The organism is Brachybacterium halotolerans (genome assembly GCF_016623465.1).
Taxonomy (GTDB): domain Bacteria; phylum Actinomycetota; class Actinomycetes; order Actinomycetales; family Dermabacteraceae; genus Brachybacterium; species Brachybacterium halotolerans.
Genome location: NZ_JAEDAJ010000001.1, coordinates 344580 through 357640, shown reverse-complemented (window position 1 = coordinate 357640; position 13061 = coordinate 344580). Strand labels below are relative to the sequence as shown.

Annotated in this window: 10 protein-coding genes; 4 read left to right on the top strand and 6 right to left on the bottom strand. The window is 71.6% G+C overall.

What is annotated here, in order from left to right:
• Window positions 1–86: 86 nt before the first annotated feature.
• The 3 genes from I8D64_RS01560 (at window position 87) to I8D64_RS01550 (ending at window position 5693) form a co-directional block, all read left to right on the top strand.
• The gene (locus I8D64_RS01560) at window positions 87–1424 is read left to right on the top strand and encodes a glutamine synthetase family protein (RefSeq protein ID WP_200500751.1); all 1338 of its coding nucleotides are present in this window, start codon (window positions 87–89) and stop codon (window positions 1422–1424) included.
• Complete coding sequence (locus tag I8D64_RS01555) at window positions 1421–4561, top strand: bifunctional [glutamine synthetase] adenylyltransferase/[glutamine synthetase]-adenylyl-L-tyrosine phosphorylase (RefSeq protein ID WP_200500750.1); 3141 nt, start codon at window positions 1421–1423, stop codon at window positions 4559–4561. The genes I8D64_RS01560 and I8D64_RS01555 overlap by 4 nt, the downstream gene beginning before the upstream one ends.
• A 205-nt stretch (window positions 4562–4766) precedes the next feature.
• Window positions 4767–5693 carry a PD-(D/E)XK nuclease family protein gene (locus tag I8D64_RS01550; RefSeq protein ID WP_200500749.1) on the top strand — a complete coding sequence of 309 codons (927 nt, stop codon included), beginning with the start codon at window positions 4767–4769 and terminating at the stop codon, window positions 5691–5693.
• 46 nt (window positions 5694–5739) lie between these two features.
• Here I8D64_RS01550 and I8D64_RS01545 read toward each other — a convergent pair whose 3' ends face one another.
• From I8D64_RS01545 to glnA, 3 genes are all read right to left on the bottom strand, one after another.
• On the bottom strand, window positions 5740–6363 hold the full coding sequence (locus tag I8D64_RS01545) for a response regulator (protein ID WP_200500748.1): 624 nt from the start codon (window positions 6361–6363) through the stop codon (window positions 5740–5742).
• A complete protein-coding gene (locus I8D64_RS01540) occupies window positions 6360–7631 on the bottom strand; it encodes a sensor histidine kinase (RefSeq protein ID WP_200500747.1) in 1272 nt (423 codons plus the stop codon). Before I8D64_RS01540 ends, I8D64_RS01545 begins: the two co-directional genes overlap by 4 nt.
• Window positions 7632–7791: 160 nt before the next feature.
• Entirely contained in the window at window positions 7792–9222 is a 1431-nt protein-coding gene (gene glnA, locus I8D64_RS01535; protein WP_200500746.1) for a type I glutamate--ammonia ligase, read from the bottom strand.
• A gap of 329 nt (window positions 9223–9551) precedes the next feature.
• On the opposite strand from glnA, the gene I8D64_RS01530 reads away from it, so the two are divergent.
• On the top strand, window positions 9552–9986 hold the full coding sequence (locus tag I8D64_RS01530) for an RDD family protein (RefSeq protein WP_200500745.1): 435 nt from the start codon (window positions 9552–9554) through the stop codon (window positions 9984–9986).
• A 411-nt stretch (window positions 9987–10397) separates the two neighbouring features.
• Here I8D64_RS01530 and I8D64_RS01525 read toward each other — a convergent pair whose 3' ends face one another.
• The 3 genes from I8D64_RS01525 to lipB form a co-directional block, all read right to left on the bottom strand.
• The gene (locus I8D64_RS01525; RefSeq protein WP_200500744.1) at window positions 10398–11132 is read right to left on the bottom strand and encodes a DUF4191 domain-containing protein; all 735 of its coding nucleotides are present in this window, start codon (window positions 11130–11132) and stop codon (window positions 10398–10400) included.
• A 20-nt stretch (window positions 11133–11152) separates the two neighbouring features.
• On the bottom strand, window positions 11153–12175 hold the full coding sequence (gene lipA / locus I8D64_RS01520) for a lipoyl synthase (RefSeq protein ID WP_200500743.1): 1023 nt from the start codon (window positions 12173–12175) through the stop codon (window positions 11153–11155).
• A 61-nt stretch (window positions 12176–12236) separates the two neighbouring features.
• On the bottom strand, window positions 12237–12935 hold the full coding sequence (gene lipB, locus I8D64_RS01515) for a lipoyl(octanoyl) transferase LipB (protein WP_343068386.1): 699 nt from the start codon (window positions 12933–12935) through the stop codon (window positions 12237–12239).
• Between the last annotated feature and the right edge of the window lie 126 nt (window positions 12936–13061).

Genomic DNA, 13061 nt, shown 5'->3' with positions numbered 1-13061 from the left:
CACCCGTTCCGAGACGCCGCTCCAGCGCATCGTGCTGGGGCGGCGTCCGCGCGTCTGGGGTCATCGCCATGCGGCACACTGGTGCCATGGAACGCCACCACGATGCTGTCCTGCGCACGGTCGCCGAGAAGGACGTGCGGTTCATCCGCCTCTGGTTCTGCGACGTGGTGGGGACGCTGAAGTCCATCGCGATCTCTCCGGAGGACCTCGAGACCGCCTTCGACGAGGGCATCGGCATCGACGGCTCCACGATCGAGGGCTTCACCCGGGCGTACGAGTCCGACATGCTGCTGCGACCGGACCCCGCGACCTTCCAGATGCTGCCGTGGCGCGGCGAGGTCGAGGGCACGGGCAGGATGATGTGCGACGTCCTCACGCCCGACGGCGAGCCCGCGGCGTCGGACCCGCGGCGCGTGCTGCGGCAGGTCGCCGACCGGGCGGCCGCCCAGGGCCTCGACCTCTACGCGCACCCCGAGATCGAGTTCTACCTGTTCAAGGAGCCGTGGGCGCCGGGGCGCCCGCTGCAGCCCGTCGACAACGCCGGCTACTTCGACCACGTCCACAAGGGGCAGGGCCAGGACTTCCGCCGCACGGTCATCAAGTACCTCGAGCAGATGAACATCCAGGTCGAGTTCTCCCACCACGAGAACGGGCCCGGGCAGAACGAGATCGACCTGCGCTACGCGGACGCGCTCACCACGGCGGACAACATCCTCAGCTTCCGCACCGTGGTCAAGGAGGTCGCCCTGGGCATGGACCAGGTCGCGACCTTCATGCCGAAGCCGATGATCGAGCACCCCGGCTCGGGCATGCACACGCATCTGTCGATGTTCCAGGGCGGCCGCAACGCCTTCCACGAGCCCGGCGCCGAGTACGGCCTCTCGCGCACCGGCCGCCAGTTCATCGCCGGCCTGCTGCGCCACGCCTCCGAGTACTGCGCCGTCACCAACCAGTTCGTGAACTCCTACAAGCGCCTCTGGGGTGCGCAGGAGGCGCCGAGCTTCATCACCTGGGGGCACAACAACCGTTCGGCGCTGGTCCGCGTGCCGTTCCACAAGCCCACCAAGGGCACCAGCTCGCGCGTCGAGTTCCGCGGCACCGACTCCTCGTGCAATCCCTATTTGGCCTTCGCGGTGCTCTTCGCGGCCGGGCTGAAGGGCGTCGAGGAGGAGTACGAGCTGCCCGAGGGCGCGGAGGACACCGTCTGGGAGCTCACCGACCGCGAGCGCCGCACGATGGGCATCGAGCCGCTGCCCACCGACCTCTACCGTGCGCTCGAGGTGTTCGAGAGCAGCGAGCTGATGGCCGAGACCCTCGGTGAGCAGGTCTTCGAGTTCTTCCTGCGCAACAAGCACGACGAGTGGCGGCGCTACCGCGAGCAGGTCACCTCGCGGGAGCTCGAGACCTCCTTCTTCGCAGGATGACCCCGCAGCCACGGTCCTCCTCTGCTGCGTCCTCGTCGGCCGCGTCCTCGTCGGCCGAGCCGCCGAGCACGACGGGCGCCCTCGCGCGCCTCGGCTTCACCCGCACCGACCGCGTCCAGCGCTTCCTCGCCGAGCCCGCCCTCGCGGGCCTCGGCCCCCGGGCGGCGGAGGCGATCGGGCGCGTCCCCGATCCCGATGAGGCGGTCCTCGGCCTGCTCCGCTTCGCAGAGGCCTCCCTCGAGGCGGGCCGCGAGCGCGAGCTCGGCGAGCTGCTCGGCAGCGTCGGGGAGTCCGGCGGGCCGGGGGAGCGGCTGATCCGTGTGCTGGGCACCTCGGTCGCCCTCGGCGACTTCCTCACCCGCCACCCCGATCGGGCCGTCGCCCTCCACAGCGATGAGGACACCCTGACGCTCGACGCGGCGGACGTGCGTGCGCGCATGCTCGGCGCGGTCGGCGCGGTCGCCGGCGCCGAGATCCCGCTCGCCTCGCTCAGCGGCCGCGAGGGATGCGACGCCCTGCGCATCGCGTACCACGAGCGGCTCCTGCAGATCGCCGCGGCCGACGTGACGGCGCCCGATCCCGTCGCCATCCAGCCCTACGTCTCCGCCTCCCTCGCGGATCTCGCCGGGGCGTCCCTCGAGGCCGCGCTCGCGATCGCCCGCACCGCCGTCGACGACCAGGAGACGGTGCGCCTCGCGGTGCTCGCGATGGGCAAGACCGGGGCGCGCGAGCTCAACTTCATCTCCGACGTGGACGTCGTCTACGTCGCCGCGCCCGCCGCCGAGGACGTCGAAGAGCGCACCATGACGGCCGTCGGCTCCGCCCTCTGCCGCGAGCTCGCCCGGGTGTGCGCGGACCGCACCGGCGAGGGATCCCTCTGGCAGGTCGACGCGAACCTGCGACCCGAGGGGAAGGACGGCGAGCTCGTGCGCTCGCTGGACTCCTACCGCCGCTACTACCGGCGCTGGGCGGAGTCCTGGGAGTTCCAGGCACTGCTGAAGGCCCGCTTCGTCGCCGGCGACGCGGAGCTCGGCCACGCCTTCGAGGAGATGGTCGAGCCCTGGATCTGGCAGGCCTCCACCCGCGACGGCTTCGTCGAGGACACCCGCGCCATGCGCCGACGGGTCATCGCCCACATCCCGCACGCGGAAGCCGACCGCAACATCAAGCTCGGCCCCGGTGGCCTGCGCGACGTCGAGTTCACCGTGCAGCTGCTGCAGATGGTCCACGGCCGCACGGACGAGTCCCTGCACGTGCGCGGCACCTTGCCGGCCCTCGAGCGCCTGGGCACCGGCGGCTACATCTCGCGTCGCCACGTCGTCGAGCTCGACGGCGCCTACCGCTTCCTGCGCACCGTCGAGCACCGTCTGCAGCTGCATCGCATGCGCCGCACCCAGGTGCTGCCCACGGCGGAGGCCGACCTGCGCCGCCTCGCGCGCAGCGTCCGCATCGCGCCGCAGGACTTCCAGGGCGTCTACGAGCGCACCCGGCGACGCGTGCGGCAGCTGCACGAGGAGATCTTCTACCGGCCGCTGCTGCTGACCTCCTCGCAGCTCAGCGACGACGAGGTGCGGCTCTCGGCCGAGTCCGCGCGGGCCCGGCTCGCGGCGATCGGCTATCGGGACCCGCGCCGCGCCGTCGACCACATCCGGGCGCTCACCGAGGGCATCTCCCGGCGCGCCGCGATCCAGCGCCAGCTGCTGCCGGCGCTGCTCGAATGGTTCGCCGACGGGATCGACCCCGACCTGGGCCTGCTCGCCTTCCGCCGTCTGTCCGACACCATCGGCTCCGCGCACTGGTACCTCGCCCTGCTGCGCGACAGCGGCGTCGCCGCCCGGCGCCTGACCCGCGTGCTCTCGAGCTCCCGCTTCGTCGGCGAGCAGCTCGAGAAGGTCCCCGAGGCCGTGCGCTGGCTGGGCCGTGACGACACCCTGCGGCCGCTGAGCCGCGAGAAGCTGCACGAGGAGTTCCTCGCCGTCATCCGCCGCGTCGACTCCATCGAATCCGCACAGGACCTGCTGCGACGCGCCCGCCTGCGCGAGCTGCTGCGGATCTCCATGGCCCACCTGCTGGGCCTGCTCGACGCGCGCGCCGCCGCCCGCGGCCTCACCGACCTCGCCGAGGCCGTCCTCGAGGCGGGCCTCCTGGTCGCCTACCACGCGGTCGCGCGCGAGCGCGGGGCCATCGGCGAGGATGTCGCCCCCGTGCGCGACGACCTCGAGCTCAGCGCCCGCGACCTGCGCGAGAGGCGCTCGGACCCCTCGCGGGCGCTCGGCGTGGAGATGGCCCTCGTGGCCATGGGCAGCTTCGGGGCTCGCGAGATGGGCTACGCCTCCGACGCCGACGTCCAGTTCGTCTTCGCCGACCGCGGCGCGGGGGAGCAGGCCGGCACGATCGCCGTCGCGATCGCGACCCAGGTGCAGCGGATCCTCAACGCGCCCTCGGCCGGTGCGGACATGAAGGTCAACGCCGATCTGCGGCCCGAGGGGCGCAACGGGCTGCTCGCCCGCAGCCTCGACGCCTGGCGCGACTACTACCGGCGCGACGCCCTGACCTGGGAGAAGCAGGCCCTTGTGCGCGCACGCGTCGTGGTCGCCTCGCGGGATCTGCAGGAGCAGATCGAGGCCGCCATGGATCTTCACCGCTATCCCCGCGGCGGCCTCGGGGCGTCGGCCCGACGGGAGATCGCGACCATGAAGGCGCGCGTGGAGTCCGAGCGCCTGCCCCGCGGCACGGATCCCGCCCGCCATCTGAAGCTCGGCCGCGGCAGCATGACCGACGTCGAGTGGGTGGCCCAGCTGCTCGTGCTCGAGCACGGTCACGAGGTCCCCGAGCTGCGCAGCCCCACGACCCTGCGGATCCTCGAGGAGGCCCGGCGCGCGGAGCTGCTCACGCCGCGGCAGCAGGAGGACCTCACGGGGGCCTGGACCCTCGCCTGGCAGATGCGCCGCGCGATCTTCCTGTGGCGCGGCCGCGAGGGCGACGTGCTCCCCGCGGACCGCATCGACCTCTACGCGGTCGCGGTGCTCGTGGACGGCGACGAGGGCAGCGCCTCCGAGCTCGAGGAGAACTATCTGCGCGCCACCCGCCACGCGCGCACCGTCGCCGAGGAGATCATCTTCGGCGACGGCGACTGATCGGGCCCGGTCCGTCGGGCATCGCGAGCGACCGGCGGGGTGTGGGCGGATGAGGACGTGGACGGACGGAACCCCGATGGATGAGGACGCCGACGGGAGAGCGAGCACACATCCGTCGCCCGCTCGTCCACAGCGTCCCGCCCGGGGGCGACCGATCGCCGTACCCTGAGCAGGGCCGTCCCGTCCGTCGTCCCTCCGAGGAGCCATGACCACACCCAAGCTGAGCGAGCAGACCGCGCGCGGGCGCATGTACCGCATCGAGCCGGACGGCAAGCCGGTCTATCCCTCGATCACCACGGTCGCCGGGATGCGCGCGAAGGACCACCTGCAGGGCTGGTACGCGACCATGGCCTCCAAGCGCGCGCTGGACATGTACGCGTGGCTGGACCGCAATCCCGATCGCGCCGCCTCGGAGATCACCCGCGTCTCGCGCGATCGCTGGGGGACGCAGAAGCGCATCGCCGCGGCGGCCGAGGAGCACACCCGGATCGCCTCCGAGTTCGGAACCCTCGTGCATGCCGCCTGCGAGGACTGGGGCCGCAGCGGTGAGCGGCCGACGCCCGACCAGGTCTCCGCGATCGCCGAGGACATGCGTCGCGAGGACGGCGCTTTCGCGCGGGAGCCGAGCGCCGAGGACCTCCTGGCGCGCGCCGCGGTGCGCCTGGACGGCTACGGGAGGTTCCTCGAGGAGTTCCAGCCCGAGTTCGTCGAGGTCGAGCAGACCGTCGTGAACCACACCGTGGGCTACGCGGGCACCACGGACTGCATCGTCCGGATCGGCGGCGCGCTGCTGAGCGGTGACATCAAGACCTCGAAGAAGGTGCGCGGCGACTACGCGCTGCAGGGCGTCGCGGTGGTCAACGCCGAGGCGCTGCTCGACGAGGACGGCACCGTGCGCGAGATGCCCGAGCTCACGGGGGCCTTCATCATCCATCTCCCCGAGGCCGGCGGATACTCCGTGGTCCCGCTGAAGACGGGTCCCGAGGAGTTCGAGGCCTTCACCGCGCTGCGCCGCATCTGGGCCTTCGAGGCCGACGACTGCGTGCTCGAGACCTGTAGCCAGCCCCAGCAGCTGCTGGTCTCGCTGCTGAAGTCCAAGGGTGGGCTCGGCGGGATCGACGCGCTCGGCTGATCCGCCCGGTCTCCGGCCGACGGGGCCCTGCACTCCTGCACAGGGCTCAGGCGTCGGGCCTGAGGATCCCGCGCGCCCGCGCCCGGGCGACCGCGTCGGTGCGGCTGCCGGCGCCGAGCTTGTCGAAGACGTGCACGAGGTGCGTCTTGACCGTGGCCTGGGACAGGAAGAGCTCGGCGGCGATCTGCGCGTTCGTGCGACCGGCGGCCACCATCAGCAGCACCTCCCGCTCCCTCTCGCTGAGCGCCTCGGGACCCGTGGGGTCCAGGCGCGAGCGCACCCGGGCGTCGACGACCTGGGATCCGAGCGCGGCGCGCCGCACGGCGGCCACCAGCTCCTCGGGAGCGGAGTCCTTGAGCAGGTAGCCCGAGGCGCCCGCCTCCATCGCCTCGAGCACGTCCTGGTCGTTGTCGTAGGTGGTGAGCACGACGACGGCCGGAGGGTCCTCCGCTGCGCGCAGGTCGGGGATCACGGCGCTGCCCCGCAGGCTGCTCGTCGTGAACTGGAGGTCCAGGAGCACCACGTCGACGTCTCCGCGCCGGGCACGGTCGCGGGCGGCCTCGGGGGAGTCGGCCTCGGCGACCACCTGCAGGTCCTCCTGGGCGTCGAGCACCCAGACGAGGCCGCGCCGGACGATCGCATGGTCATCGGCGACCAGGATCCGGATCATCGCCGCTCTCCCTCCTCGCTCATAGTCCCGTTCTCGTCCCCGGCGGGCGGCGGCGCGCCGATCGGCACACGGATCTGCACCGCCGTTCCTCGACCCGGGGAGCTCTCGATCGCCATGCCGCCTCCGAGCGCCCGGGCGCGCGCCCTCACCGTGCGCAGCCCGAAGCCCTCGGCGGCGCCCTCGGGGCTCTCCGGTGCCATCCCCACGCCGTCGTCGACCACGTCGAGGACCAGGTCCCCGTCCTGCGCCGAGAGCGTCGCGACGGCCCGCGCGGCGTCGGCGTGCTGGAGGACGTTGCCCAGCAGCGAGCGCAGGATCCGCTCGAGTCCGCTCGCGGTCCGCGCCGGCACGAGGGCCGACGTGCCGGGGTCGAGCTCGCAGCGGAGGGACACATCGGGGGAGACCTCCGCCGCCGGCGCCATCTCCGCGATCACAGCGCTCAGGCGCTCCTCGAGTCCCATGCCCTCGCGCTCGTCGGTCGCGTCCTGGTCGACGAAGGAGCGGGTCTGCCGGCTCGTGAGCGCGGCCGTCCTCCGGGCCTCGCCCAGGTGCCCGAGGGCTGTGGGGGAGTCCCCGGCCTCGAGCGAGGTGCGCGAGGCGTCCAGCAGCATCTGGATGGACAGGGCCGACTGCGCGACGGTGTCGTGCAGCTCGCGGGCGATGCGGGTGCGCTCCTCGGCGCGGGCCGCGTCGCGCTGGGTGCGCGCGAGGTCCTCCTGCGCGGCGAGCAGGTCGCGCGCGAGGCGGGTCCGCTCGTCGATCTCCTCCTGGAGAGCGCGCACCGCGAGCACCACCGCGAGCGCCACGAGCGCACCGATCACCGGCCCCACGACGCCGGCGACGGGCAGAGCGCCCTGCCAGGCCGCGAAGCCGCCGACAGCGATCGCCGTGACCACGACGAGGCCAACGATGCCGCCGGCGAGCGGCAGCGCGTAGAGCACGGCGAAGTCGAGACCGAAGGCGATCCACGTCGCGTCCGGGGTGAGTGCGAGGCACGCGGCCCAGGCGAGGACCGCGGGCAGCAGATGGCCGAGCGCGCGCCACGACCCGCGATGGTCGGCGCCGCGCCCGGCGGCACGGCGCGCCCCGATCGAGTACACGCTCACGAGCAGGACCAGGAGCGCCAGAAGGGCCAGGGCGCTCGCGGAGGGCAGATCGCCCAGGGTGCGCAGGGCGACGACCACCACGAGCAGGTAGAGGAGCACGTGCACGAGCCAGCGCAGGGCGAGCGCGTACGGGGTGCGTGAGGGCAGGGCACGCGCGGGCATGGAGCGATCGTATCCAGTGCGAGCCCCGCTCATCGCGCCCTGCTCATCGCGCTCGGACGCGGCTCATCGCGCCCGGACGTGACGAACCGGCCCCCGACACGCGTCACCGCAGGTCGAGGGCCGGTTCGTCGGATCTTCGTCAGATCACCGGGGAGTCGGCTCAGATGTCGTAGTAGAGCTCGAACTCGAAGGGGTGGGGGCGGAAGCGGAACGGGTCGATCTCGTTCTCGCGCTTGTAGGAGATCCAGGTCTCGATGAGGTCCTGGGGGAACACGTCGCCCTCGGTGAGGTACTCGTGATCCGCCTCGAGCGCGTCCAGGGCGGCGCCGAGGGACTCGGGCAGCTGCTTGATCTGCGCGTGCTCCTCCGGGGGCAGCTCGTAGAGGTCCTTGTCGATCGGCTCCGGCGGCTCGATGCGGTTGCGGATGCCGTCCAGGCCCGCCATCAGCTGCGCGGCGAAGGACAGGTACGGGTTCGCCGACGGGTCGGGAGCGCGGAACTCCAGGCGCTTGGCCTTCGGGGACGTGCCGGTCACCGGGATGCGGATCGCCGCGGAGCGGTTGCGCGCCGAGTAGACCATGTTCACGGGCGCCTCGAAGCCGGGCACCAGGCGCTTGAAGGAGTTCACCGTGGGGTTGGTGAAGGCCACGAGCGAGGGGGCGTGCTCGATGAGGCCGCCGATGTACCAGCGGGCGAGGTCCGAGAGGCCGCCGTAGCCGCGCTCGTCGTAGAACAGCGGCTCGCCGTCCTTCCAGAGCGACTGGTGGGTGTGCATGCCCGATCCGTTGTCGCCGAACAGGGGCTTGGGCATGAAGGTGGCGGTCTTGCCGTTCTCCCAGGCCGAGTTCTTGATGACGTACTTGAACTTCATGACATCGTCGGCGGCCTTGCGCAGCGTGTCGAAGGTGTAGTTGACCTCCTGCTGGCCGGCGGTGCCCACCTCGTGGTGCGCGCGCTCGACGTTCAGGCCGACCTCGTGCAGGCGCACGACCATCTCGTCGCGCAGGTCCGCCATCTGGTCGTTGGGGGAGACCGGGAAGTACCCGCCCTTGACGCGGGTCTTGTAGCCCTGGTTGCCGCCGAAGTCCGACTCGTCGCGGTCGGAGTTCCAGATCGCCTCGTCCGAGTCGATGCGGTAGCTCGCGCCCTGCATGTCCGTCTTGAAGCGGATGTCGTCGAAGATGTAGAACTCCGCCTCGGCCGCGAAGAACGCGGTGTCGGCGATGCCCGTCGAGCGCATGTACTCCTCGGCCTTGGTGGCGACGGTGCGCGGGTCGCGCGAGTACGGCTCGTCGGTGAACGGATCGACGATCGAGAAGTTGATGACGAGCGTCTTGCGCTCGCGGAAGGGATCCACGTACGCGGTGTCGAGGTCCGGGACGAGCTTCATGTCCGACTCGTGGATCGCCTGGAAGCCGCGGATCGACGAGCCGTCGAAGAGCTGACCGGTCGCGATGGCGTCCTCGTCGAAGGTGCTCGCCGGCACATTGAAGTGCTGCATCACACCGGGGAGGTCGCAGAAGCGGATGTCGACGAACTCGACGCCCTCCTCCTCGATGAACTTGATGGCCTCACTGGGATTGCTGAACACGTCTCCTCCATCCGCATGCTCCCGCATGCGCTGCTGAACCCCTGGGGGCGGTCACTCGGCGGCAGGGACCCGGGTCCGTCCGCCGCTCGGGGATCGCGGCGCGCCGCGACCCTGCTCCCGGAAGTCTAGGACGCCCGGATGGACGCCTCCGACGACCGACGCCGCCGGGCGGCGCCCTCCCGCGTCCCCGCCGGAGCCCTCCGGGCGTCCCCGCCGGACGCCGACGCGGGCTCGGGAGGAGTCCTCGGATGCGGTCTGGTGGCGGCTCTCACGGCGCCCGGGGCCACCGCGAGCGGACCGCGCGGGCGCGCCTTCAGTACCCTGGAGCGGTGATCGACCGCAAGGATCTGGGCGCCTGGCTCGAGGGCCCGCCCGTGGACGAGGAGTACGTGCCCGGATCGCGTCTCGGCCTGCCCGCCGAGGGGTCCGGATCCGTGGCCCCGTTCGGGCGCCGCGTGCTCTCCCTGCTCATCGACTGGGGGCTGTGCCTGCTCGTCTCGCAGCTCGCCGCGAAGGGCGATCCGATGGCGACGCTGGCGCTCTTCGCCGCGGAGAACATCGTGCTCATCAGCCTTTTCGGGCTCACGATCGGCCAGTTCGCGATGCGCCTGCGCGTCGCCCCCGTCTCCGGGCGGATGCCCATCCTGGTGCGCGCCGTGCTGCGCACCGCTCTCCTGCTGCTCGTCGTCCCGGGGATCATCTGGAACCGCGACCGCCAGCCCCTCCACGACGTCGCCGCGGCGACCGCCGTGGTCCGCATCTGAGGCCGTCGTCCGTATCTGAGAAGGCCCGCGGGGGAAGCCCTCGGTCGCACGATCCGGGCGCGCCCCGCCGCCCGCGCCCCGGACTCGTCCCCATCCGTGACGGGCTCACCTCGTCCTCCCGAGCAGCCCGGATCCGAGCCTTTCCTCGGCCCCCATGAGGGCCCTTTGACCTGCGGCTCCATTGAGGTCACGTTTGGATAACGAATATTACGGAATGGTCACGGCTTTGCTCTCGGTCCCTGGCGGCATGCGGTCGGCGCGCGGCGGGAGCCGGGGACGGAATCGGCGGCAGCGGCCCCGGGCGCACATGCGAGCGCCCCCGCCGTCCGGGCCGATCGGGTCGGCAGGACGGCGGGGGCGCCGGGTGCATCGCGCGCGGGGGAGGACCGGGGGATCCCTCGAGAAACCGGCTCAGCGGCCTCCGCGCATCATGGCCTTCTTGCTCACGCCGCGGGTGCGCGTGGGATCGATGCCCTTGGGGACCGCGGTGCGCAGCGAGGGCGTGAGCGCCGCGAGGCGCTTGCCCACGGCTGCCGACTCGTCCTTGGTGAGCGTCTTCTTCATGCGCGTCATGTAGGAGGGGAGCTTGTGCAGCGGGGTCTGGTCCTCGCCGTCGCCCACGACGATCCGATGGATCGGGATCGGCTCGTTGTTCAGCACGCGCTTGACCCGTCGCGTCTCCTTGTCGAGCATCTTCATCGAGGGGCCGGTGCCGTCCTCGGCCACGATCGCGACGCCCGCGCGGCCCGAGGCGCGGAAGATCATCTTCTGCGAGCGCGGATCCATCTGCACCGGCTCCTCCTCGACGTTCCAGCCGCGGCGGATGGACTGCATGGCCGCGAGCGGGGCGCCGGACTGGCCCTTGATCCTGTTGAACGCGGCGGACTCCGCCTTGCGCGCGAGGATGAACATCGCGGCGAGCAGGCCCACGGCGATGCCCAGGAAGATGCCGTACCAGATCATGCCCAGAATGAGCTTGCTGAGGATCGTCAGCACGAGGATCGAGACGACCAGCGCGCCGATCATCCAGGGCAGGGTCGAGCGGTCGGCCTCCTGGGTGACCTTGAAGACCTCCACCATCTGCTTGATGCGGCCCTGCTTCTTGGGCTTCGCCGCGGTGGCGTCCGTGTCCTTGGTGCGTGCCATGGTTCTTCCTAAATGAGGTGTCAGCCCGCCTGCGCGGCGGACATGCGAGCGACCACGCTCGCCGCCTCCTGCCGGGCGGGGGTGTCCTGGTCGAGGTGCCGGAGGTTCTCGGGGATCTCGCGGCCGAGCTTCTTCATCGCCTGCGCCCACAGTCGGCCCGAGCGGTACGAGGAGCGGACCATCGGTCCCGCCATGACGCCGAGGAAACCCATGTCCTCGGCGATCTCGGACAGCTCGACGAACTCCTGGGGCTTGAGCCAGCGATCGATGGGGTGGTGCAGCTTCGAGGGACGCAGGTACTGCGTGATCGTGATGATGTCGCAGCCGGCGTCGTGCAGGCTCTGCAGGGAGTCGATGACCTCGTCGGGCGTCTCGCCCATGCCGAGGATCAGGTTCGACTTCGTGATCATGCCGGCCGACTTCGCCATCGAGAGCACCGAGAGGCTGCGCTCGTAGCGGAAGGCGGGGCGGATCTGCTTGAAGATCCGCGGCACGGTCTCGAGGTTGTGCGCGAAGACCTCGGGGCGCGCGTCGAAGACCTGCTGCAGCGCCGTGTCCGAGCCCTTGATGTCGTCGATGAGGAGCTCGACCCCGCAGCCGGGGTTCAGCGCGTGCACCTGCTTGCAGGTCTCGGCGAACAGCCCGGCGGCGCCGTCGGGCAGGTCATCGCGGGCCACTCCCGTGATCGTCGAGTAGCGCAGGCCCATCTCCTTGACGGACTCGGCGACCTTGAAGGGCTCCATCGGATCCAGCGGATCGGGCTTGCCGGTCGCGATGTCGCAGAAGTCGCAGCGCCTCGTGCAGCGATCACCTCCGATGAGGAACGAGGCCTCGCGGTCCTCCCAGCACTCGAAGATGTTGGGGCAGCCCGCCTCCTCGCACACGGTGTGCAGGCCGCGGCCGTGCACCCGCTTCTTCATGGCGGTGTACTCCGGGCCCATCACGGCGCGGGTCTTGATCCACTCGGGCTTGCGCTCGATGGGGGTCTCGGCATTGCGAGCCTCGACGCGGAGCATTCGGCGTCCCTCGGGAGCGATCGTCACGCGTTCCTCCTCCGTTCGCGGTGTCGGTTCAGTCTAGTGGCGCACGCGCCGCGCGGCCGCGTCAGCGTGAGCGCGGCGACGTGCGCTCCGCCACGAGATCGGTCATGGCGGCCTCGGCGACGTCGATGACCTCGGCGACCGGCACCCTCCGGCCGAGCTCCGCACTCAGGCTCGTCACCCCCGCGTCGTCGATCCCGCAGGGGATGACGTTCTCGGCCCAGGTGAGGTCGTTCGCGCAGTTCAGGGCGAAGCCGTGCATCGTGGTGCGCTTGGAGACGCGCATGCCGATCGCCGCGAGCTTGCGGTCCTCCTCGCCCTCGCGCACCACCCAGACGCCGCTGCGGCCCTCGACCGGTTCCGTCTCGAGCGAGAAGGTCGACGCCACGCCGATGAGGGCCTGCTCGAGCGCCCTCACGAAGCCGACGACGTCGATCGGCGCGGGGAGCGTGACGATCGGGTATCCGACGAGCTGCTGGGGCCCGTGCCAGGTGATCTTGCCGCCGCGATCGATGTCGACCACGGGGGCGCCGTCGCGGGGGCGCTCGTTCTCGGCGGTGAGCTTGCCCGCGGTGAAGACGCTCTGGTGCTCGAGCAGGATCAGCGAGTTCGGCCGACGGCCGGCGACGACGTCGGCGTGGACCTGCCTCTGCACGTCCCAGGCGGCGTGGTACTCGACGGGGCCCGGCGGGAGCCCGAACTCCTCGTGCTGGTCCCCTCCGGGGAGGTCTTCGCTGAAACCGAGGCGGATGACGTCGAGCACGCCCTCCAGCCTACCGCCGCGGGCCCCGGCGGACCGACGCGTCCAGGGCCCTTCCGCGCGGGCGTCGAGGCGCCCGTCCCCGGCCCGCTGCCTGCGGATTGTGGATGACGAGGAGGGGACGACCGG

Coding starts and splice junctions, on each gene's coding strand:
- I8D64_RS01560 (WP_200500751.1), top strand. CDS start 87: ATGGAACGCCACCACGATGCTGTCCTGCGCACGGTCGCCGAGAAGGAC.
- I8D64_RS01555 (WP_200500750.1), top strand. CDS start 1,421: ATGACCCCGCAGCCACGGTCCTCCTCTGCTGCGTCCTCGTCGGCCGCG.
- I8D64_RS01550 (WP_200500749.1), top strand. CDS start 4,767: ATGACCACACCCAAGCTGAGCGAGCAGACCGCGCGCGGGCGCATGTAC.
- I8D64_RS01545 (WP_200500748.1), bottom strand. CDS start 6,363: ATGATCCGGATCCTGGTCGCCGATGACCATGCGATCGTCCGGCGCGGC.
- I8D64_RS01540 (WP_200500747.1), bottom strand. CDS start 7,631: ATGCCCGCGCGTGCCCTGCCCTCACGCACCCCGTACGCGCTCGCCCTG.
- I8D64_RS01525 (WP_200500744.1), bottom strand. CDS start 11,132: ATGGCACGCACCAAGGACACGGACGCCACCGCGGCGAAGCCCAAGAAG.